Source organism: Aphanizomenon sp. CS-733/32, assembly GCF_028330045.1.
GTDB classification, from domain to species: Bacteria; Cyanobacteriota; Cyanobacteriia; order Cyanobacteriales; family Nostocaceae; genus Dolichospermum; species Dolichospermum gracile.
The window spans coordinates 1-21,493 of sequence record NZ_JAQMSE010000251.1 but is presented as its reverse complement, the minus strand read 5'-3'; the positions used below and the strand labels follow the sequence as shown (position 1 = coordinate 21,493).

Here is a 21,493-nt window from a genome sequence, read left to right as displayed (position 1 = left end):
GAATAGGTTTAACGACTAAAACAATTCAGATGTTGTTTAATCTGTTTTCATTGTACGATAGATTAACAACAACAATGTTGTTTAAGTTAAATTTTCACAAAAAAAGTTTTTTATTTTGGGACGTTTGCGAAGCGTCTAGTAGAGAAGATGGCGACTACCCAGCAGACCTCAACTAAGCAGGATATCCTAGAATATCTATTAAAACACTCACAAGCAACGGCTGTGGAGTTGGCGAACTTTCTCGATGTCAGTCCCCAAGCGATTCGCCGTCATTTAAAGGATTTAGAGACGGAGGAGCTAGTTATATATTCGGTATCAGCACGGCCGAGTATGGGCAGACCGCAGCACGTTTATCACTTGAGTCGGGGCGGAAGATCACATTTGCAAAAAAGTGCTAACCGCTTAAATGATGGTTATGGCGAGTTTGCGGTTTCTCTCTTGGACACCTTGGCGGAAACTGTGGGACGTGACCAAGTAAAGTCTATTTTACGGAAACAGTGGGAACGCAAAGCTCAAGAATATCATGAACGGGTGGGTAATGGTTCTTTGCGGGAACGGGTTGCAACTTTGATAGAATTGCGAAAGGCTGAAGGTTTTATGGCGGAGTTTCACGCTGTGGAATCAGATGCTAGTGGTGCGGAAAGATTTATTTTTGTGGAACATACCTGCGCCATTTCTGATGTTGCAGAATCTTTTCCCAGCGTTTGTGGTCATGAATTGGAAATGTTTGCGGCTATTCTCCCAGATTGTACTGTGGAACGGACTCACTGGTTAATTCATGGTGAACATCGTTGTGGTTATTTAGTACAAAAAAGTTAAGTGGGGTTAATTGTGTGCTTCTATCCCCACCCGGAAACCAATTTCCGGGCTAATAGCTAGTTTTTATTACCAATTATTCCTAAAGATGGTTGAATATACTTAATTTTTATTATAAATGCCTAAGAGGTTGTTTTAAAGGGCGGTTAGAAACCGCGTCTACACAGGCAAAACCCACCTGCGTGGGTTAAAATAAACCATTAACAATAACCCTGGTAGTGTAATCCGAATCATAATTAAGAGGTATTCCTTACCCCAAAAGCGATAAAATCACCGAAAATTGATTTTCATAAAATATATCTGCAAGTAAAACCGACGGATAACTATGTTAGAACAAGGCAATATCAGTATTCATACCGATAATATTTTCCCGATTATCAAGAAGTCTCTCTACTCAGATCATCAAATCTTCTTGCGGGAACTGGTATCCAACGCGGTAGACGCTATCCAAAAGTTAAACATGGTATCCCGTGCTGGGGAATACAATGGGGAAATTGGCGAACCAGAAATTACCATTAGCATTGATAAAGACAACAAAATCCTCTCCATTACTGATAATGGCATTGGCATGACCGCAGAGGAAGTAAAAAAATATATTAACCAAGTTGCTTTCTCCAGTGCTGAAGAATTTATTGACAAGTATGAAGGTAAGGCAGATCAACCGATTATCGGTCATTTCGGTTTGGGTTTCTACTCTTCGTTCATGGTAGCGAAGCAGGTAGAAATTGATACTCTGTCTTATCAGGAAGGCGCACAAGCTGTGCGTTGGACTTGTGATGGTTCACCTAAATTTATTTTAGATGAATCTTCCCGCACCACCCGCGGAACCACGATTATTCTCACCTTGGAAGGGGAAGAAGAGGAGTTTCTCGAACCAGCACGAATTAAGAATCTTGTCAAGACCTACTGCGATTTCATGCCAGTTCCCATTAAAATGGATGGGGAAGTTTTAAATAAACAAAAAGCTGCGTGGCGTGAATCTCCCAGTAGTCTCACCAAAGAAGATTATTTAGAGTTTTACCGCTACTTATATCCTTTCCAGGAAGAACCTTTGCTGTGGGTGCATTTGAATACAGATTATCCCTTTGTGATTAATGGGATTTTGTATTTCCCGAAAATGCGTCCTGATGTAGATGTTACCAAAGGACAAATTAAGTTATTCTGCAATCAGGTGTTTGTCAGTGATAACTGTGAGGAAATTATTCCCCAGTTTTTAATGCCCATGCGAGGGGTAATTGATAGCACTGATATACCTTTGAATGTATCACGAAGTGCATTACAAGGCGATCGCACCATCAAGAGAATTGGTGATTATATCGCCAAAAAAGTTGGCGATAGACTCAAAGAATTATACCGCGACAACCGTGAACAATACGTAACAGCCTGGAAAGACTTGGGAACATTCGTGAAATTTGGCGTTCTCAACGATGATAAATTCAAAAAACAAGTCGAAGATATCATCATCTTCCGCAGCACAGCCAAATTAGAAGCCCCTGTAGCCGACACCGCAGCCGTTGAAGTCCAATCTACCGATGGTGATGCGTGGCAAGATGTTACCCCAGCAAACGCCACCAGCATCCCCTACACCACCCTGAAAGAATACTTAGAACGGAACAAAGAACGTCACGAAAATAAGGTATTCTACAGCACAGATGCAGCCAGTCAAGCCACTTATATTGAACTCCACAAAAATCAAGGCTTAGAAGTCCTCTATATGGACTCCTTCATTGATACCCACTTCATTAACTTCCTCGAACAAGAATATCGAGATGTCAAATTTACACGGGTAGACTCTGACCTCGATAATACCCTCCTCGATGAAAAAACCAGCGAAATTGTTGACCCCACCACCAACAAAACCAAAGGAGAAGTCATTAAAGAACTATTTGAGAAAGCCCTCAACAAGCCAAAACTCAACATCCGCACCGAGTCACTGAAATCAGATGACCCTCAAGGAACACCACCTGCAATGGTATTATTACCCGAATTTCTCCGCCGGATGCGCGAAATGAGTGCTATGATGCAGCAGCAAACCGTCGAATTCCCCGAAGAACATATTTTACTAGTAAATACTGCCCATCCGTTAATTCAAAACCTGGTTAATCTCAGTCAGGGTAGTATTATTCAGGGTGATGGTGAATCACCATCCAGCCAATTAGTAACCATGATGTGTCAGCACGTTTATGATCTGGCACTGATCTCGCAAAAAGGCTTTGATGCAGATGGGATGAAATCCTTTGTCGAACGTTCCAATGATGTACTTACCAAGCTAACAGAACAAGCCAGCAAATAAACAGCCAGATAACCGACTTCTCGCAGAAGTCGGTTATAACACTTGATTTTTTTAGAGATTTTCTTGATGGTTAATATAAGAACGAAGCACAGTATTAATCATTGATTGATAGCCTTTTCCCTGGTGCTTAAACCATTCCAAAACGTCACTATCTAAGCGAATGGAAATAGCTTTTTTAGTGATTGGTTTCACCATTCTAGCTGTTTCCCAAAAATGATCGTCTAATTCGGGAATATCAGAAGTATCAATAGCGGAATCTGGGATATTTTGGATTTCTTCAAGACGTTTCGGCGAGATATTCATAGTATTGTCTCCTTTCTTTAGGGGTGGCTTTTCGGGCTGAAATCAGACGAATTTTGCCGTTTCTTTGGGTATGGGCTACGGTGACAAGAATAATTCCTTGTATTGCACCAATAGTAATTTCTCTAATTTCTTCATCATAGTCAAATCGTTCATCAATTGACGTAAAAACGATTCCCTGAAAAATTTCTTGTGCTTCCTCAAAGCTAAGTCCATGTTTTTTCTGATTTTGTTGATTTTTATGTTCGTCCCATTCAAGTTCCATTAAACTTGTAGATACATTTTGTATATACAATATGGTAGCATTAGTGACGAATGGTAAAGATTAAGATTTTCTCAAAAGGTAGGTAATGCTTGCCATAATTCCCTAGATACTAGATAATTGTTCTTTTTCCCGAACTTGTTGAGATATAATGGGAAGGTTGTCTTAAAATAGAACTCTAGGAGATATTTATTATGTCCCGTCGTTGTGAACTAACTGGTAAAAAAGCCAATAACGCTTGTTCCGTTTCCCACTCCAACCGTCACACTAACCGTCTACAGCACGTTAATCTGCAAACAAAGCGGGTTTGGTGGCCTGCTGGTAACCGTTGGGTAAAATTGAAACTTTCCACCAAAGCTATCAAAACCTTAGAATTTAAAGGTTTAGACGCAATGGCAAAAGAAGCAGGAATCAACCTCAACCATTACTAAATAGTAGGGAACAGGTCAGAGGCAGGGGGCAGGGGGCAGGGGGCAGGGGGCAGCCCTTTGATATTGATTATTCTACTTTCTACTTGCTTCTGACTCCTGACTCCTTTCATTAAACACTATTTAATTTAATTATACCCTGATCGAAAACGCGATTATTAGTACCAATAGCCCTCACTTCCATTTTATCTGCATACACATCATAGGCAGCAAAACTCAAATCACTGGTTGAATATTCTGTCCATTGAGAACGACCAACTGGACGATTACCAGCACCGGCACCACAGATTAAATAGGTAGTTCCGTTGATAGGGCGAGTGCGTTCATAATTATGATCATGACCATTGATATAAAGTTGAACATTGTATTTTTTAAATAGGGGAGTAAAGGTTTTAATAAAACTGGCATTATTCCCATAATGACCAGATGAATAAATGGGATGATGACCAAAGACAACTTTCCAAGGTGCTTGACTCAAACTTAATTCTTTATCTAACCAAATTAATTGATTTTTCCAATCAGCATTACCATTAGTATCTAAGGCAAAAAACTGAACTTTATTTTGACTAAATGTGTAATAACGTCCCTGCATATTAAAACCAGGATATTTAACTTGGGGAACACCATTATCCGTGCGAATATCATGATTACCTAAACAAGCATGAAACTTGACACCATTTTTTAGTAAAGGTTGATAGGGACGTTCAAAAACTGCATTGATTTTCTCAATTTCCCCATTATTATAGATATTATCACCAGCTAAAACTACCAAATTATAAGGATTTTGCTGATGATAAAAATTCATAGCATTTGCTACAGCATATTGTCCTTTAGTCCCAGTTCCTGTATCAGCAACGGAGACAAAGCGCAATAATAAATCTTTTTTGACTGGTTTCGCTGCTGTTGCTGATTCTATGAGAGAATTTGAATTTGACAATTTCCCACCCAAAAGTCCAGATGTTATGGTGCTGATTCCACCTAAAAACAAAAATTGACGGCGATTAATATTCATATTTTATGAAAATGGCACAATAGATGATGATAGTCAAAATACGTTTTCTATATTCTTGATTCGCTAATTTGGGTAAAAGTTCCATGTCAGGAGACCAACGCAGAAAACCAAGAAGTGAAGCCGCACCTACACTCTATCAAAAAAATCAACCAATTTGGAAAACGGCAATTATCCAAGTTTTGCGGGGAACAATTGGTGTTTTAGAAACTACAGTAGTTAAACTGGAGACAGAAACACCCGCTGATACTCAGAAAAAAACTAATTTTTTATCGCGTTGGGATGGATTTTTAAGGACATTCCGCTTATTTTTACCATCAAATATATCTAACAATGTATCAGATACGGTGCTGACAGGGATTTTTGCAGTAATTTTTGTGGTGACAATAGGAATAACTACATTGATGTTTATTCCTAAATCTGTGGAAGTCGCAACTGTTCCCCTGGTAGAAGCGGTTATCCCACCAAAATCAGTTATAGAACCAGAACCACCTCCAACCCCAGTTATAGAACCGGAAGTCATACCAACCCCCACCCCAGTTGTTGAACCGGAAGTCATACCAACTCCGGTTATAGAAACTACCCCGACTCCAGTTGTTGAATTAACACCTGAACAAGCTTTACTAGCAGCAATTGAAAATCAGTTTTCGGATATTACCATTGCTGTTAAAAATATGAAGGATAAAAATATTATTTCTCAACTCATAAAACCTCTGCAAGCTAACTTTCGTATTAGTGATTTAACTGTGAAAATTAGTGATATTTGGTATAAGCTGGAAAAATCTCAACAGGACAAACTAGCAGCGGATATATTACAACGTTCTCAAGAACTTAATTTTGTCCATTTAGAACTTGTTGATTTTCAAGAGAAAATAATCGCCCGTAGTCCAGTTGTGGGTAATAAAATGATAATTTTTAAACGTTGAAACTTGATGGACAGTTATTTTGTTCATAAAGATTAATATCACAAAACATTTCATCTGGATTTCATATTCCCATGCAAAGCTATAATTATAGTTAAACACATAACTGGTTCCAAATATTTGCAACAGTTAGGTTTAATGACTTTTACTGTTAAATCTTCATATTTTCAAGGAAAAACAAGTTATGAACGGCAAAAATTTGATTTATGGTTTGATTGGGTTAGTAAGCAGTGGTGCTATGAGTGGATTATTAATCGTCAGTAACACACAAGCACAAAGTCCCAATTCTGAACACAATTCTCATCATTCATCTAAACAAGCTAATCCCCCAAACAAAGGAATGATGATGCAAACAGATCAGCATTTCATCGAAATGATGATTCCGCACCATCAGCAAGCAGTAGAAATGGCTGATATCGCATCAACTCGCGGACAACATCCAGAAATTAAGAACCTAGCAGTTGCTATCAAAAAAGACCAAACCCGCGAAATTGAACAAATGAGAACCTGGTATAAGACATGGTACGGTAAAGAAGTACCTATAATGACTATGACTGATCAAGAAATGATGGCAGGTCATGGGAATATGTGCCAACAGATGAATCCACCAGACACAATGAAAATGCCGATGAATGGTAAAATGCACTGCATGAGTATGGATTTAGAAACATTAAAAAATGCACCAGATTTTGATAAAGAATTTATTCGTCAAATGATTCCTCATCATCGTATGGCTATTAAAATGTCACAGATGATTGTTAAAAAAACTGCCAAACCAGAAATCCGTAATTTAGCTAGGTCTATCATTAAAACTCAAATGGCAGAAATTAAGCAAATGCAGCAATGGTATCAAAGTTGGTATAAGTCAAAGCCTGTATGAACCATTGTGGAAGCCGTATATTGCGCTTGATTTATAATCGTTACGGCTGGTTATATGCAGAATTTTAGCATTTCCAAATTCGAGAGACTGAAAAACGAACGTACCTTGATTTTTTCAGCCTCCCTAAAATTAGCTTAATTCCAATAAACCTTGATAACCTGTAACAATGCGATTACCATCTTTGAGAATGTGGACTTCAATTTGATCACTAGCCCAAGTAATTTTGTCTGCAAATTCTGGATTAAAGATATTGACTTTTTGATTACTAGAAGAAACGGGAGAATCAGGAGAATTAATTGCTAGAGATTTGACAAAAGGACCATCAATCAAAATATCTAATTCTGCCAATAATTCTTTTGCACCGGAAGGTGCAGAATTAGATTGTAATTGTTGAAGAGTGAAGCCAGTAAAAGACATAACATTTAAACCCGCTGCTTTTAACTTTTTGGCTAAAATTGTTAATGCAGGTGCTTGCCAAAATGGTTCACCACCGGAAAAAGTTACACCCGTATTCTGGGGATTTTTGAGAATACTTTCAGCGAGGGTATCAATAGCAACTAAATCATTAATCTCAAATGCCCAGGAGTCGGGATTAAAGCAACCAGAACACTCCCGGGTACAACCTTGTACCCAGACAACAGCCCGACAACCGGGTCCATTAACTTCTGATTGGTCAACATAACCCATAATGTTCAGATAACCGGGGGGAATGTCCGCGAGTCCTAGAGATGGGTTCATGGGCTTAGTTTCCATCTTTTCTCAACTCCTTTTCAACTTTTCCTATTACTTGCTAATATAGCGAGACTCTGAAAAAGTGTGGAGAAAGAAAATATAAGCTTTTTAAAGTTTGATTATTTTGTGCAGTTAACCTTTAGGTTTTTTTAAGCTTTTGCCCAGGAGGGGATGAATGAACGCGCAGCAGCGATCGCATGAAAGAATGCAAATATCCTGTGGCTGGCTTGACCATAATCCCGGCATTTTCGCAAAGAAGAAGAATCGCCCGAACAGTATTGCGTTCCAGGCTTTAATCAATGATTATATTGATCGTCAAAGGAACGATATATAACAATATCAACCTTCATGAATCAATTGCAGCAAAGCTTCCGTTGATATCTTACCACTCATATCCGTACCTTCCAATAAACTATCCGCCAAATCTCGCTTGTGGTGATGCAACTCCACAATCTTATCCTCAATAGTATCCTTAGCCACCAAGCGATAAATTGTTACTGGGCGTTGTTGGCCAATCCGATGGGCGCGGTCAGATGCTTGATCTTCCACAGCCGGATTCCACCAAGGGTCTGTATGGATAACGTAATCAGCAGCAGTTAGATTCAGTCCCGTACCCCCGGCTTTCAAACTAATGAGAAAAACATCCCCATCCCCCGCTTGAAAGGCATCCACGCTTCTTTTCCGTTCTGCCATTGGGGTACTACCATCTAAATATTGATATTTAATACTTTGTTTATCTAGATAATCGCGGATGATATGTAAATGGTCAACAAACTGACTAAACACCAAAGCCTTATGGCGATTTTCTAGCAATTCACCCAACACCTCACCAAAAAGCTGTAACTTAGAACTAGATAACTCAGTATCAGGCATCACCAAACTAGGATTACAGCAAGCGCGACGCAATTTCATAATTTCCGCTAACACTTGTAAATGTTTTTGTCCTGCATCTGCATTACTTTCACTCAGTTTAGATATAGCTTGACGACGCAACGCTTCATAAAATGCCTTTTCCTCTTTACTTAACTCGACATGAAGCAGAATTTCTGTCCGAGAAGGTAATTCCTCCAACACCTGATTTTTTGTGCGTCGCAACAAAAATGGTTGAATCAGTTTTTTCAGTTTATTACGTGCTTGTTTATCTTGATATCTCTCAATGGGATTTGCAAAGCGTTGATTAAAGCTTTCAAAAGAACCCAATAAACCAGGATTAATAAAGCGGAACAAATTCCACAACTCACCCAGATGATTTTCAATGGGAGTTCCTGTTGTCAACACTTTAAAATTAGCTTTCAAGTTCATAGCTGCTTGGGAACGTTTAGTAGCCATATTTTTAATTGATTGGGCTTCATCCAATACAATCGTTTGCCACTGCACTTGAGCAAGCATTTGAGCTACTTCTTCTTGTTGCAATAAACCATAACTACATACCAACATATCCAATGGTTGTAACCCATCTAATAATTTTTGACGGTTCGCACCTGAGAATTGCATAATATTAAGGGTGGGGGCGAATTTCTGCGCTTCACTCACCCAATTCATACAGACAGAAGTGGGGGCAATGATTAAAGTGGGTCCCTCATGGGCATTTCTGAGGATAACAGCTAAAGCTTGTACAGTCTTACCCAATCCCATTTGGTCAGCTAAACAAGCACCTACACCCCAATGTGCTAACCGTGCTAACCAACAAAAACCATCCATTTGATAGTCCCGTAATTCCGCTTGAAACGTAGACGGGAGTTCTGGTTGCAGGTCTTGCACCTCTTTGAGTTTCTGAATATGTTCCTGCCAATGTTTATCTGCTTTTAGTTTACCTACTTCATCGACAAAATCCTCTAACCCCAATGTGGCTAAGGGGTGAAAACGCATCCCTTTTCCATGTTTTTCGGAAAACATGCGTAATTCGTCGAGACGTTTGCGAAAAGCTTGGGTTAAAGCTAGAAATTGACCGTCACCTAAGGGGATAAATCGGCTGGGGGTTTTCTCTAGAAGTGCTAGGAGTTGCTGCATATCTAGCACCAGGTCGTCATTTAATTTCAATTCACCGGTGGCTGCAAACCAATCTTGTTGACGTTGAATTGATAAATTAAAGTCTTTCAAGTCTGCATTGTGACTAACCCGCAGTTTTTCGCCTTCCGGCCAAGCCATAACTACACTGTCTCCCAGTGTTTGCAATTCTAGCAGCAGTTCTAAACAGTCTTCTGCTTCTTCTATTGTCCATTCACCATCTTGTTCTTCAATTCGCGTTAAGGTGGGACAGGCTGCTATCGCTGCTTGGGCGAGTTGTTTTTCTTCTGCTAAATTGCGTTTAGTCTGCAGACGTTTACCTTCAATTTCGGCAATGACTGTTTCACCACCCGCACCAGGGCGGAAGTATGGTCCACCTTGGGTAAAAGGGCGGGATAACAGGGTGATTTTCAAGCCGGAATTGGCAGGTAAGAGGTGAATGTGGGGTAGTGTTTGGGCGGGGACTTCTTCCGCACCTTCTGCGCCTCCACCGATGTCAGAATGGACGGTAACGATACCAGAGACGGCATTAATGGCTGCTAAAACTTGCTTTTCGGCGATCGCAGGAACATTTAATTTGTTATCTTTACCAATAATCTCGGCAATGCGTCTGTGTTCAGCTTTAATTTCAATAACTTTGATGCGAGTTGGGGTTTCTTTGATATGCAGAATATTCTGTGATTCTGGTAATTTGGGCGAAAATTCCAAGGTGAGACGACCTTGTTTTTCTTTTTTCACCAGTAGTTCTGGTTCTCCTTTGACGATTTCTACCCGGATATTAGGCGTATCTTCCCAAAAAACTGTGGGGTGTCCAATTAATGCTAGGATGGCTTTTTCGTTAAACATATAGTCAACTTTGCCATAATAGCCCTCACTATATGCCTCAATACAACCACAGACCCGCATATCCTGGGGTGTGACGTAATCAAACTCAGCTAATCCACTGCTAAGACGTTTAAGGGCTATGGGACGACCTTTACTCCATTCTCCTTTGGCATTAACTTTTTGTTCTTTGGGCTGTAAACTACATTGAACGGAATGGAAGGTAATGAACCATGCTAACCGCAGTTCTGAGTCTGGTTTGCCAGGTTTTTGTGGTTGTTTCTGAAGATTTGCGAGGGCATTAAGACACATTTCCCAAGCTGCTTGGGGTTGGATTACATCTACTATGGTTTGGATGCCACTATCTTCTCTTAGTGCTGCTGCTTGTTGTTTATAGTTACTACTGGGTTTGAGTCGAGATAAGAGTTCCGCGCTTTCCATTGCTAACCAGTAATAACCGGATGCAAGCGATCGCCGATATAATGGTTCTAATAAATCAGGTAATCTTTTCTTAGCACTCTCAGCATCCATCCAGTAAAGGCACAGAGAACAAAACAATGTTTGTAAACTATTTTCTTCTTCCACCGAAGCAATATAGGCACTTACTACAAGTTCTTTTTGAGTAATATCACCTCGCTGGACTTGCAATACCATTTTCAGTCTGGCATAAATAAACGTGAGCCAATGATCTGATTCACGAGACATTAATGTGGCATACTCTTCTGCTTCTTTGAGGCGTTCTGCTGAACCATCTTTTAACAATGCTAGGATAAAAAATAAGCCGCCCATTGTATTAAAATATATTGAGCGTTTGCCTGTGGCTTTTTTTATAGCTTTGAGGGCATCTGTATAATATTTAATGGCTTGTTCATTTTCACCTCGAAGAAAATTCAACCAACCCCAATAAGTAGCTGTGTTATTTTGATATTCATCTGATATCCGTTCTAAACTATCCTGTGCTTCTTCGGTATCACCCCGTAACAAGAATTGTTCTGTCAAAACCAGATTTAGATAATCCGAAGCATATTTTTCAGATTCACAACATTCTTCGTCTAGCATCATAAACGCATCTTCGCAGTCAGACAATTTTAATGTTGAGTTGAAGAGGATGCTAGATATACCACGTTCATATAATTCTTGTGGTAATGTCTTAAACCAATTTTCGTCAAATGGGTTATTGCATATCTGCTCAAAAATATTTTTTATGACTATTTTTTCTGTATGATTACTGTAATTTTGGTAATCTTCAATTTGCTTATTAATAAAATTAAGGTCTTGGCGGTAAAGACCAATGCGGATTTCTCTGATACACTGACCCAGACTGCGGAACATCCGCGAATTCTTGTTCCAGTGATTACTTACAGGTAGTTTTTCCTCTACGGCTTTAACTAATATCTCGAATGTTCCCGTTTCTATTGCATGACGAGTAGCAATTTCTGTGAGTAACGGATTGCATTCAGGACCTAACTTGTTTTCCTTAACTAGTAAAAGTGCTATTACCAATTTTTCAATTTGGTAATTGAGGGTTGTAGTAGTCCAAGGTCTATTCTTTTCGTCTAAGGCAGCAGTTTGGGAAATACAACTGAGGAATGAACCTTTATCTATCGGTGCATAGATTATCGAAAACAATTGGATAATCTTTTGGATAGCAGGGGATAAATCGAAGTATTTTTTAGCGAGTTGTGTTCGTAGTTGGCTGGAATTAGCTTTAAAATCGGGCATGGTACTAATAATTGACACCGTTGTTAGGTATCTGGTGTAGATGTGCAAAAGCAGTTGAGCTTTTAACTGGAATATTACCTTTTAGATTATCAGATGAATTGCTACATTTTCTCAAAGTTTGGATCATTAAACATTTAATAACCTGAAATAGTGCGTTAAGTTTTGTTTTAGCGCAGCCATATCCGTAATCTACCAGGGACTTAACACATAAGTAGGTGGGCGTTAAAAATGAGTTTGCGTTGCTCTTCTTCACATAGAGACTTCCCAGAAATAAATTATCCCAAGAAACGAACCACAGAGGCACAGAGTACACAGAGAGAGAATATTTGCATCAGTTTTGGGACATTTTTTTATTTGGAAGTCTCATACCTTTAATTTTCTCTGTTAACCTACTTAAATTAACTTCCAAATGCTCGAAGCAGCGGAAGTTATTGATAATAACTTTTTGAATGTGCATGGATTTATTTTCCCTCCTTAATCTTTTTCTAAAATCGTCCCTTTTAGATTTGCTCCCTGAAAATTTGTGCCGCGAATATTTGCACCTTTTAAATTTGCTCCTGCTAAGTTCGCACCTTTTAAATTTGCCCAACTTAAATCAGCTTCCGTTAAATTTGCTTCACTCAAATTTGCTTTAGATAAAAATGCGTTTCCTAAATGAGATTTTGTTAAATTTGCTTTATGTAAATTAGCTTGATAAAGTTGAGCAGTCATTAATTCGGCTTCATATAAATTTGCTTCACTTAAATTAGCGGTAATTAGATTAACTGCAATTAAAGTTGCAAAACTTAAATTACTGCGAATAAGTTGTGATGCTGATAAATCGGCGTTTTTAAAATTAGTGTTTTGCAAATCTGTACCAATTAAATTAGCATCTGTAATCAGAGTATTTTCCAGATTTGCGCCACTGAAATTAGCACCAATAAAGTTGCCAAAACTTAAATTAGCCTGGGTTAAAATTGCCCCACTTAAATTAGCAATACTCAAGTTAGCTTGACTCAAGTTAGCTTCAATTAATTTGGCTTGATAAAAAATAGCATTACTGAGATTAGCACGACTAAAATTAGTTCGTACTAATAAAGCATGAGCTAAATTTACTTTATTCAAGTTTACTCCTTGGAGATTTGCTCCACGGAGGTTTTCTCCTAGGAGATTTGCACCGCTAAGATCAATTTCAATTTGGGAATTTTTGTTTCTCCATTCTATCCAAGTAACTGCCCCTGATCGTAATATATTGAGATGTTGTTGATTTGCCATTTTTTGCTCCTTTAGGACTTATGCAAGTTTCACATTTAATATTTCTTGTAGGGTGTGTCAGACTCGATTATGGGGTAAGAATAAACAGATTTTTAACATTTGACGCACCCTACTAATATGTTAGTTGCGTCAATCTTGTTCTTTATTCGTTACGCTTACCTTGGGAATTTTCCCTTCCAGGTGAGTTGTCAATTGCGGCTAAAGCGCCCGCTGCTCCTGCTAAAATATCTTGTTCTGAGCCACCTAAATAAAGTCTGCCAAAACTACCGACAGCTTGAACTTCGAGGATGTTGATTTGCGCTGCTTTTTCTGCTTCATTGGCTGCTAATGCTGCATAAGCGGCTGGTTCAACTTCCAATACATAGAGGGTTTGTCCTGCTAGTAGGAGTTGTCCTCGTCGGGTACGGTTAATAAGTTGGGTTTGGTAAGCGTCAATATTGCGGATAATTTGGCTAGAGACTACGCGAGGTTTAATACATTCCTCTTTTTTGACCCCCAGGAACGCCAAAATCGCATCTCCAGCGGCTCGTGTTTCCCCTTGAGAGCCAGAATGGACTTCTAATAGTCCATATAGCCGTTCTACTACTTGCACTCCAGGACGAACGGAAGCGGATTTCAGGGCTACGTCCGTAATCTTGTTGATTTCGATACCAGGGGAAATTTCAATCCATAGGGATGTATCCCCCGGTAATGGTAAGAAACCCTGGGCTACTGTTCCCATGTATGCGGCGTGTTGAGGTTGCAGATTGTCTAGAAATACGAAACTGCGTAGTTCTATGCCCAAAGTCTTAATTCTCCAGTCATGAGGGTAAACATTTTGGATTGAGATTGATTTAGATCCTCGATTTCGCAAAGAAGTCGGGGATCTGCAATATATGAGTTTACCGTTAAAGTGGACTGGTTTGCTAATTGGTGATGATTAATTCCTCTGCTGGAGGATGTTTGATTTATAAGTATTAATAGGAAATAAGTCAGCCTGAAAGTAAAAATATTTGGGATTAGATATTTTAGATGCACCAAAAGGGTTTTATTTTTCTGGGACTTTTATGAGATTACGGCATCTTTGATTTTTCGCTTTTTCAAGAAATTTGACATAAATGGCCGCTCAAAAAATAAGTAGAAACAGTAGGCGATAATCAGTGACATTACCGTACCCAGTAAATAACATCCGGCGGCAAACATATCTGGTGAGATTGGTAGGTAAAATAGGAAGTAACGCACAAAAACTAACACTGGTCCATGAGTGAGATAGAGACTATAGGAAAATGTTCCCAGAGCGATCGCTAAAGGATGTTGTAATATCTGTAGGATTAAAGATGGTTGTTTGTCTTCTATTATTGACTTGGTTAAGGAAATAAATAGGCAAGCAAATGCTAAACCGGCGAAAGTTTGATTAATCCATATATGCAGTCCTAGCCGTCGCCATTCAGTGATGACAGCAAGACAGGTAAAAATAATAGCTAACCAACTCCAAGGTAAGGAATTTCTGAGGGCTACTAACTGGGGTTTTCGCGAAAATCCAATATCTGCCGCTGCCATTCCTAAACAGAATATACATAAAAACCAAGGATTGGCTGATTCAAGTAATCCATTCAACAAATATAGAGGAGTTAACCCAATTAAAAAGGTAATAATCACAACCCCAAATAATCCCAACTGTCGCCATATAGGTAACAATAATAATGGAAATAAAAAGTATATCTGCCATTCTGTAGCCACAGTCCACATGGGTGGGTTAATAGTTAGATATGAGTTGCTGTCAAGATTATGAACTAGGAGTAGTTTAAGCAAGACATCCATCCAAGAAAATCTGGGAGAAAATGCTCCTAGTCCTGCTTCTGGATTCCATTGAAAATCGGTAATTTTTTCTAAACCCAAGATAATTGCTGTTAATAGCAAACAGATCAACAGTGTTATGTAGTATGGTGGTAAAATTCGCCGCGATCGCTTCTTAATATAATTCATGAAACTTCCTGATAACTGACCATTTTCGGAACGCGCTACGGGCAGCATCAAAACATAACCAGAAAGAACAATGAAAATTACAACACTAAATGCACCATATTTCATGGTTTCTGCAAATAATGACCACAGGATAGGCAATTTTCCCCCAATTGATGGTTCAATATGTACGAGGACAACATATAGAGATGCTAATCCCCTTAATCCATCTAAATAAGGCAGATGAAGTCTCTTTTCGACGGATTTTTCGATCACTTGAATCATGCAACTAATCTCCTATACTATTTTTGTGCCGATGTTTCTTCTCTATTTGCATTTTGGAGTTGCAAATTATCAAGAAGAAATATGATATAAACTTTTTTAAGCATTTGCGAAACTCACAACAAGTTTAGGAATTATACAAAAGTCACTAAATATTGAATGAAATAGAAGCTAGATAACACTAATAAAAGAGAGTTAAACGGGCGGTTAGAAACCGCGTCTACACAGGCAAAACCCAGATGGTGCGTGAGTTTAAATTCCTTGATTTTATTAGTCCGCGCAGGCGGACTTTGTTTGTGTAGCCGTGAATTCTATTCGCCAGGGCTTTTTAGGTTTTTCGTAATTTTTTAAAAATCCATATTTAAACCATGTTGAGTATAAATATAGGTTATTTAATTGGGTTCTACCGTTCCCCTGATCATAGTATGCAAATAAAATTTACGTATGCACTCTTTGTATAAAACGCTTTTATTGTGACATCAATAATGTCCTTTTCATATCCTAAAAGAAAGTTACAAAATAAATATCAAGTAATAATAAAGTTTAAACATAAATTATAAAGATTTAGTTTCTGATCTGTTCCCTTCTTTTGTAAAAACTGTATCTGTGATGACAACTTTAATTTTCCGAAATATATTTTTCATTACAGCTTTAAAAAAAAATAATAGCGACAATGGGGGGCAGAAGAAATGATTGTTTATTTATTTGCTCTTGTGAAATAATGGTAGCTATCTCAGAGAACGTTCAGAACCGATTAACTATACAAACTGTAGAAATTGCCCCTAACACTACTGCGATTCGTTCTCTTGACTGGGATCGGGATCGTTTTGATATTGAATTTGGTTTACAAAATGGTACAACCTATAATTCATATTTGATTAGAGGTGAACAAACAGTTTTAATTGATACTTCTCACCAGAAGTTTCGTGAACTATATTTAGAGACTCTCAAGGGTTTAGTTAATCCTAAAACGATTGATTATATAATTGTTAGCCATACTGAACCTGATCATAGTGGCTTAGTAGAAGATATTTTACAGTTAGCACCTAGAGCGACTGTTTTAGCTTCTAAAGTGGCTTTGCAATTTTTAGAAGGTTTGGTACATGAACCTTTTTCTAAGCGAATTGTCAAAAGTGGCGATCGCATCAAAATTGGTCAAGATCATGAAATAGAATTTGTCAGTGCGCCGAATTTACACTGGCCAGATACTATTTTTAGCTTTGATCGCCAAACCCAAGTTCTCTACACTTGTGATGCGTTCGGAATGCACTTCTGTGATGATCGCACTTTCGATGAAGATTTAGAAGCAATTGAAGCTGATTTTCGCTTTTATTATGATTGTTTAATGGGTCCAAATGCTCGTTCTTTGCTGAATGCAATGAAGAGAATGGGTGAACTTGGGGAAATCAAAATTATTGCCAATGGACACGGACCATTATTACATCATAACCTGGATATTCTCAGAGAATATTATCACAATTGGAGTCAAAAACAAGCAAAAACAGAAACTACTGTGGGTTTGTTTTATGTCTCTGGTTATGGACATAGCGATCGCATAGCACACGCAATTGGTGATGGGTTGCAAAAAGCTGGTGTTGGTGTAGAAGTATTGGATTTAAACACCGCAGAAATTCAAGAAATTCAAGAATTAGCCGGTCGAGCATCTGGTTTAATTGTCGGGATGCCTTCTACTAGTGCAATTAAAGCACAAGCCGCAATTAGTTCTTTATTAGCAGTTGCTAAAAATAAGCAAGTTGTGGGTTTATTTGAGTCCTATGGTGGCGATGATGAACCCATTGATACTCTCAGACGCAAATTTATTGATTTAGGTATTAAGGAAGCTTTTCCCGCTATTCGGATTAAAGAAACTCCCACAGATTCCACCTATAAACAATTTACAGAAGCCGGCAATGGTTTGGGACAATTGTTAGTACGGGAACGCAATATTAAACAAATCAAATCTCTCGACGTGAATATGGAAAAAGCGTTGGGAAGAATTAGTAATGGTTTGTATATTGTCACTGCCAAAAAAGGTGATGTTAGCGGTGCAATGATCGCTTCTTGGGTGACACAAGCCAGTTTACAGCCTTTGGGTTTCACCATTGCTGTAGCTAAAGATCGCGCTTTAGATAATTTATTGCACGTAGGCGATCGCTTTGTTCTTAATGTTCTGGAAGAAGGCAACTATCAAGACCTGAAAAAGCATTTTCTCAAACGTTTAAGTCCCGGTGCTGATAGATTTGCGGACGTAAAAACCCAAACTGCTAAAAACGGTTCACCCATTCTTACCGACGCACTCGCATATATGGAATGTGAAGTTGTTAATAGTATGGAATGTAGTGATCACTGGATTTTATACTGCACAGTTGAAGATGGCAAAGTTTCCAAACCTGATGGAATTACCGCAGTTCGTCATCGCAAAGTCGGAAATTACTATTAATTAGCCATTTGTCAGTGGTCAGTGGTCATTGGATAATTTTCTTTCTCCTGACTTCTGACTCCTGACTCCTCTTATTTACCCATCTTTCATAATAACTATGACACTTCCAGATTCATTTTCTAATGCAGTTGCATCAGCTAAAAATTGGGTTTCTCAAATTTTTTCGACCCAACAAGTATCCATGAGCGATTCCCGACCCAGGGACGTACAAATACTACCAATTGCTACTAATACAAAAGTCATGCGATCGCGTAGTAAGTCCCGGTTGCGGTTTGAAATTGAATATGCTCTAGAACGGGGAACTACTTCTAATAGCTATTTAATAGAAGCCGATAGAACTGCATTAACAGACGCTCCCGCCGAAGGATTTACAGAAATTTATCTGGAAGCATTACAGAAAACTATTAATGTGCAAAAGTTGGATTATGTAATTTTGGGACATTTTAACCCCAATCGTATTCCTACTTTAAAAGCAATTTTAGCGATCGCACCCCAAATTACCTTTGTTTGTTCTCTTCCCGCTGCGAATAATTTACGTGCTGCTTTCACCGACCAAGATATCAAAGTTCTCGTCATGCGGGGAAAAGAAACCCTAGATTTAGGTAAAGGTCATGTCTTGAAATTCTTACCTACTCCCAGTCCCCGCTGGCCAGAAGCACTTTGTACTTATGACCAACAAACCCAAATTCTTTTTACAGATAAGCTATTTGGCGCTCATATCTGTGGAGAAGAAGTATTTGATGATCATTGGGAAACTTTCAAAGAAGACCAACGTTATTACTTTAATTGCCTGATGGCTCCTCATGCAACCCATGTGGAGTCAGCTTTGGAGAAAATCTCCGATTTACAGGTAAGAATGTATGCTGTCGGTCATGGACCATTGGTACGCACCAGTTTAATCGAACTAACCAAATCCTACGGTGAATGGAGTCGCGCTCAAAAAGATCGAGAAATATCCGTAGCACTTCTTTACGCTTCCGCTTATGGTAACACTGCCACCTTAGCACAAGCAATGGCGTTAGGATTAACCAAAGGTGGCGTTGCGGTGAAATCTGTCAACTGTGAATTTGCTTCCGCTGACGAAATCCGCACCAGCTTAGAACAAGCAGATGGTTTTATCATTGGTACTCCCACCATAGGTGGACACGCACCTACGCCTATTCACACCGCTTTGGGTATCGTCCTTTCCACAGGAGACAACACCAAACCAGCGGGAGTATTTGGTTCTTACGGTTGGAGTGGTGAAGCTTTAGACTTGGTAGAATGCAAACTCCGAGACGCTGGCTATCGTTTCGGTTTTGATACCTTGAAAGTCAAATTTAAACCAGATGAAGTCACTCTCAAATATTGCGAAGAAGTCGGTACAGACTTTGCTCAAAGTTTGCGAAAAGCCAAGAAAGTGCGCGTTCCCCAACAAGCTGCAACCCCCACAGAACAAGCTGTAGGTAGGATTATTGGTTCTGTCTGTGTCATCGCCGCCAAACAAGGAGAATTTTCGACAGGGATGATGGGAGCTTGGGTATCTCAAGCTACTTTTAATCCACCGGGAATTACTGTAGCGATCGCCAAAGAGCGAGCCGTCGAATCACTATTATATCCTGGCGGTAAATTTGTCCTCAATATTCTCCCTGAAGGTATTCACCTGGAATACATGAAACATTTCCGCAAAAGTTTTAAACCTGGAGAAGACAGATTTGCTAACTTCCCCACAGCGGAAGCCGATAATGGTTGTACCATTTTAACAGAAGCCTGTGCATATCTAGAATGTCTAGTGCAGCAGCGTTTAGAATGCGGTGATCATTGGGTAATATACGCAACCGTAGACAATGGTAAATTACTCAAACCAGATGCTATGACTGCTATTAACCACCGAAAAACAGGTTCATATTATTAAAGAATATACCGTTTCACTTTAATATTGTAAAACCTGTAGGGGCGGGGTTTCCCCGCCCTTAATTGGGGTTTCCCCGCCCTTAATTGGGGTTTCCCCGCCCTTAATTGGGGTTTCCCCGCCCTTAATTGGGGTTTCTAAAAATCTGTTGTAAGGTGTGTCAGACGGCATAAATACTGCAAATAACCAGATTGTTAATATCTGACGCACCCTACTAATGTGCCAGTTGCGTAAGTCCTGACTCCCTTGGGAAATTATTTCTTCTTAGAACGATTTTTCTTTCGAGACTCTTTCTGCATTTTTTTCTTTTTATTAGCTTTAGCTTTATCTGTATTTGTTCTTGAGAAACCATCAACTCTTTCCAAAGCAATGGGGGAAACATAGTTTTTATTTGATGAATTAAAGTTTTCTAATAGCGACGAACTATCCCTTTTACTATCTGTATTAGCTCGAAAACAAGCCCAACATTCCATTTCTGATACAGTGTCATCAATCAAAGAATAACGTTGATTACTACGCAGTTTATCTAAAGCAGCTTCTACACCCATTTCAACCGCATCATGTACATTCTCTTGACTTATAAACCACCTATCAATTACATCCTGTTCATAAAGTTTGTCAATATGTTCCTTTAATTCAATAGGACAAATATCCGTACTATTAATTACTAAATGAGTCCAAACAAACGAATCATCAGGTTCATTCGCAAATTTAGTTGTAAAAAGTTCTTCATAATATTGAATAACCTGATCTCTAGGAAGCATTCCTTGAACAACGAGAACGACTAAAGATTGTAGAGCCGCATTTCTAACATATTCATTAGCTTCTTGATTTTCTATTAGTTGCTTAATTGGCTCAATATTTCCATGACAAACACAAGCCAGAATTCTTGCTAAGTCTTCCGTGACTACATCTCCAGTGAAATCTAGTGTGATATCCCCCGGAATTGAAAAAAAGTCAATAATTAGCGGATAAGCTTTAGCTTCTCTAAATTGTGCTAATAAATATAAAGCATAAAGATGCAAGATATATTCTTCTTCCTCAAGTAATTCCTCCAGATTGTTTTTGCATTCTTCCAAGGTTGCTAACAACAAAGGAGTAATAGCTTCCTGTTCTGCAATAGCTCTTTCCACAGCTAGACGAGGAAATACTCCAGTATTGTTTTCTAGTTCCGATAAAATTTTTTCTAACTGCATATCAAATATTGGGTTGACTAAAAAAAGGCCGTGCTTATGCCTCCGCGAGAAGCATAAAGTACGTATTATACCATTTTTGCTTGATTTATTATAAATAAAGCAATGTAGCTATAGTTACCCGTTCAAAACAAAAAAACACGGAATAACATATTGTTATAGGACTTACGCATTGACAGAATCAACCAAATATGGGGTATGGGTTTCGGGCATTTTAACGTGATTTTTTTGATGATTTTTGAGCGCTCGCTATTGAGCAGAAGTTAATCACCAAAAGCCTGAAACGAGGGATTTTCGT

Annotated in this window: 16 protein-coding genes; 7 read left to right on the top strand and 9 right to left on the bottom strand. The window is 38.8% G+C overall.

Features of this window, described 5'->3' with window-relative positions:
* Nucleotides 1–147 precede the first annotated feature (147 nt).
* Together sufR and htpG are read left to right on the top strand one after the other, a co-directional pair.
* The gene (gene sufR / locus PN471_RS22315) at nucleotides 148–819 is read left to right on the top strand and encodes an iron-sulfur cluster biosynthesis transcriptional regulator SufR (RefSeq protein ID WP_271778689.1); all 672 of its coding nucleotides are present in this window, start codon (nucleotides 148–150) and stop codon (nucleotides 817–819) included.
* Nucleotides 820–1,141: 322 nt separating this feature from the next.
* A complete protein-coding gene (htpG, locus tag PN471_RS22310) occupies nucleotides 1,142–3,109 on the top strand; it encodes a molecular chaperone HtpG (protein WP_271778688.1) in 1,968 nt (655 codons plus the stop codon).
* A gap of 51 nt (nucleotides 3,110–3,160) precedes the next feature.
* Here the strand turns inward: htpG and PN471_RS22305 are convergent, their stop codons facing one another.
* Nucleotides 3,161–3,412: a BrnA antitoxin family protein gene (locus PN471_RS22305; RefSeq protein WP_193894077.1), complete on the bottom strand. Its 252-nt coding sequence runs from the start codon at nucleotides 3,410–3,412 to the stop codon at nucleotides 3,161–3,163.
* Nucleotides 3,387–3,674, bottom strand: coding sequence for a BrnT family toxin (locus PN471_RS22300; protein WP_271778687.1), 288 nt, complete (start codon nucleotides 3,672–3,674; stop codon nucleotides 3,387–3,389). Before PN471_RS22300 ends, PN471_RS22305 begins: the two co-directional genes overlap by 26 nt.
* 191 nt (nucleotides 3,675–3,865) lie before the next feature.
* Between PN471_RS22300 and rpmB the strand changes: the two genes are divergently transcribed.
* Nucleotides 3,866–4,102, top strand: coding sequence for a 50S ribosomal protein L28 (gene rpmB / locus PN471_RS22295; RefSeq protein ID WP_193894075.1), 237 nt, complete (start codon nucleotides 3,866–3,868; stop codon nucleotides 4,100–4,102).
* A 109-nt stretch (nucleotides 4,103–4,211) separates the two neighbouring features.
* On the opposite strand, the gene PN471_RS22290 is transcribed toward rpmB, so the two are convergent.
* Nucleotides 4,212–5,111 carry a metallophosphoesterase gene (locus tag PN471_RS22290; protein WP_271778686.1) on the bottom strand — a complete coding sequence of 300 codons (900 nt, stop codon included), beginning with the start codon at nucleotides 5,109–5,111 and terminating at the stop codon, nucleotides 4,212–4,214.
* Nucleotides 5,112–5,194: 83 nt separating this feature from the next.
* Between PN471_RS22290 and PN471_RS22285 the strand changes: the two genes are divergently transcribed.
* Both PN471_RS22285 and PN471_RS22280 read left to right on the top strand, forming a co-directional pair.
* Nucleotides 5,195–6,034, top strand: coding sequence for a procyclic acidic repetitive family protein (locus tag PN471_RS22285; RefSeq protein WP_271778685.1), 840 nt, complete (start codon nucleotides 5,195–5,197; stop codon nucleotides 6,032–6,034).
* Nucleotides 6,035–6,215: 181 nt separating this feature from the next.
* On the top strand, nucleotides 6,216–6,911 hold the full coding sequence (locus PN471_RS22280) for a DUF305 domain-containing protein (RefSeq protein ID WP_271778684.1): 696 nt from the start codon (nucleotides 6,216–6,218) through the stop codon (nucleotides 6,909–6,911).
* Between the two features lie 129 nt (nucleotides 6,912–7,040).
* Here PN471_RS22280 and PN471_RS22275 read toward each other — a convergent pair whose 3' ends face one another.
* From PN471_RS22275 to PN471_RS22255, 5 genes are all read right to left on the bottom strand, one after another.
* Entirely contained in the window at nucleotides 7,041–7,664 is a 624-nt protein-coding gene (locus tag PN471_RS22275) for a 4Fe-4S single cluster domain-containing protein (RefSeq protein WP_271778683.1), read from the bottom strand.
* A gap of 318 nt (nucleotides 7,665–7,982) precedes the next feature.
* On the bottom strand, nucleotides 7,983–12,194 hold the full coding sequence (locus PN471_RS22270; RefSeq protein WP_271778700.1) for a DEAD/DEAH box helicase: 4,212 nt from the start codon (nucleotides 12,192–12,194) through the stop codon (nucleotides 7,983–7,985).
* 474 nt (nucleotides 12,195–12,668) lie between these two features.
* Nucleotides 12,669–13,448 carry a pentapeptide repeat-containing protein gene (locus PN471_RS22265; RefSeq protein WP_271778682.1) on the bottom strand — a complete coding sequence of 260 codons (780 nt, stop codon included), beginning with the start codon at nucleotides 13,446–13,448 and terminating at the stop codon, nucleotides 12,669–12,671.
* A gap of 142 nt (nucleotides 13,449–13,590) precedes the next feature.
* Nucleotides 13,591–14,232 (bottom strand): hypothetical protein, encoded by a 642-nt coding sequence (locus tag PN471_RS22260; protein ID WP_193894057.1) that lies wholly within the window; start codon nucleotides 14,230–14,232, stop codon nucleotides 13,591–13,593.
* A 260-nt stretch (nucleotides 14,233–14,492) separates the two neighbouring features.
* Entirely contained in the window at nucleotides 14,493–15,674 is a 1,182-nt protein-coding gene (locus PN471_RS22255) for an acyltransferase family protein (protein WP_271778681.1), read from the bottom strand.
* Between the two features lie 718 nt (nucleotides 15,675–16,392).
* Between PN471_RS22255 and PN471_RS22250 the strand changes: the two genes are divergently transcribed.
* A complete protein-coding gene (locus PN471_RS22250) occupies nucleotides 16,393–18,111 on the top strand; it encodes a diflavin flavoprotein (RefSeq protein ID WP_271778680.1) in 1,719 nt (572 codons plus the stop codon).
* Between the two features lie 181 nt (nucleotides 18,112–18,292).
* On the top strand, nucleotides 18,293–20,005 hold the full coding sequence (locus tag PN471_RS22245) for a diflavin flavoprotein (RefSeq protein ID WP_271778699.1): 1,713 nt from the start codon (nucleotides 18,293–18,295) through the stop codon (nucleotides 20,003–20,005).
* A 251-nt stretch (nucleotides 20,006–20,256) separates the two neighbouring features.
* Here PN471_RS22245 and PN471_RS22240 read toward each other — a convergent pair whose 3' ends face one another.
* Nucleotides 20,257–21,198, bottom strand: a complete 942-nt coding sequence (locus tag PN471_RS22240; protein ID WP_271778679.1) for a DUF1186 domain-containing protein — start codon at nucleotides 21,196–21,198, stop codon at nucleotides 20,257–20,259.
* Nucleotides 21,199–21,493 lie beyond the last annotated feature (295 nt).

Excerpts from the sequence above, each read along its gene's own strand:
- sufR (WP_271778689.1), top strand. The coding sequence starts at position 148 with ATGGCGACTACCCAGCAGACCTCAACTAAGCAGGATATCCTAGAATAT.
- htpG (WP_271778688.1), top strand. The coding sequence starts at position 1,142 with ATGTTAGAACAAGGCAATATCAGTATTCATACCGATAATATTTTCCCG.
- PN471_RS22305 (WP_193894077.1), bottom strand. The coding sequence starts at position 3,412 with ATGAATATCTCGCCGAAACGTCTTGAAGAAATCCAAAATATCCCAGAT.
- PN471_RS22300 (WP_271778687.1), bottom strand. The coding sequence starts at position 3,674 with ATGGAACTTGAATGGGACGAACATAAAAATCAACAAAATCAGAAAAAA.
- rpmB (WP_193894075.1), top strand. The coding sequence starts at position 3,866 with ATGTCCCGTCGTTGTGAACTAACTGGTAAAAAAGCCAATAACGCTTGT.
- PN471_RS22290 (WP_271778686.1), bottom strand. The coding sequence starts at position 5,111 with ATGAATATTAATCGCCGTCAATTTTTGTTTTTAGGTGGAATCAGCACC.
- PN471_RS22285 (WP_271778685.1), top strand. The coding sequence starts at position 5,195 with ATGTCAGGAGACCAACGCAGAAAACCAAGAAGTGAAGCCGCACCTACA.
- PN471_RS22280 (WP_271778684.1), top strand. The coding sequence starts at position 6,216 with ATGAACGGCAAAAATTTGATTTATGGTTTGATTGGGTTAGTAAGCAGT.
- PN471_RS22275 (WP_271778683.1), bottom strand. The coding sequence starts at position 7,664 with ATGGAAACTAAGCCCATGAACCCATCTCTAGGACTCGCGGACATTCCC.
- PN471_RS22270 (WP_271778700.1), bottom strand. The coding sequence starts at position 12,194 with ATGCCCGATTTTAAAGCTAATTCCAGCCAACTACGAACACAACTCGCT.
- PN471_RS22265 (WP_271778682.1), bottom strand. The coding sequence starts at position 13,448 with ATGGCAAATCAACAACATCTCAATATATTACGATCAGGGGCAGTTACT.
- PN471_RS22255 (WP_271778681.1), bottom strand. The coding sequence starts at position 15,674 with ATGATTCAAGTGATCGAAAAATCCGTCGAAAAGAGACTTCATCTGCCT.
- PN471_RS22250 (WP_271778680.1), top strand. The coding sequence starts at position 16,393 with ATGGTAGCTATCTCAGAGAACGTTCAGAACCGATTAACTATACAAACT.
- PN471_RS22245 (WP_271778699.1), top strand. The coding sequence starts at position 18,293 with ATGAGCGATTCCCGACCCAGGGACGTACAAATACTACCAATTGCTACT.
- PN471_RS22240 (WP_271778679.1), bottom strand. The coding sequence starts at position 21,198 with ATGCAGTTAGAAAAAATTTTATCGGAACTAGAAAACAATACTGGAGTA.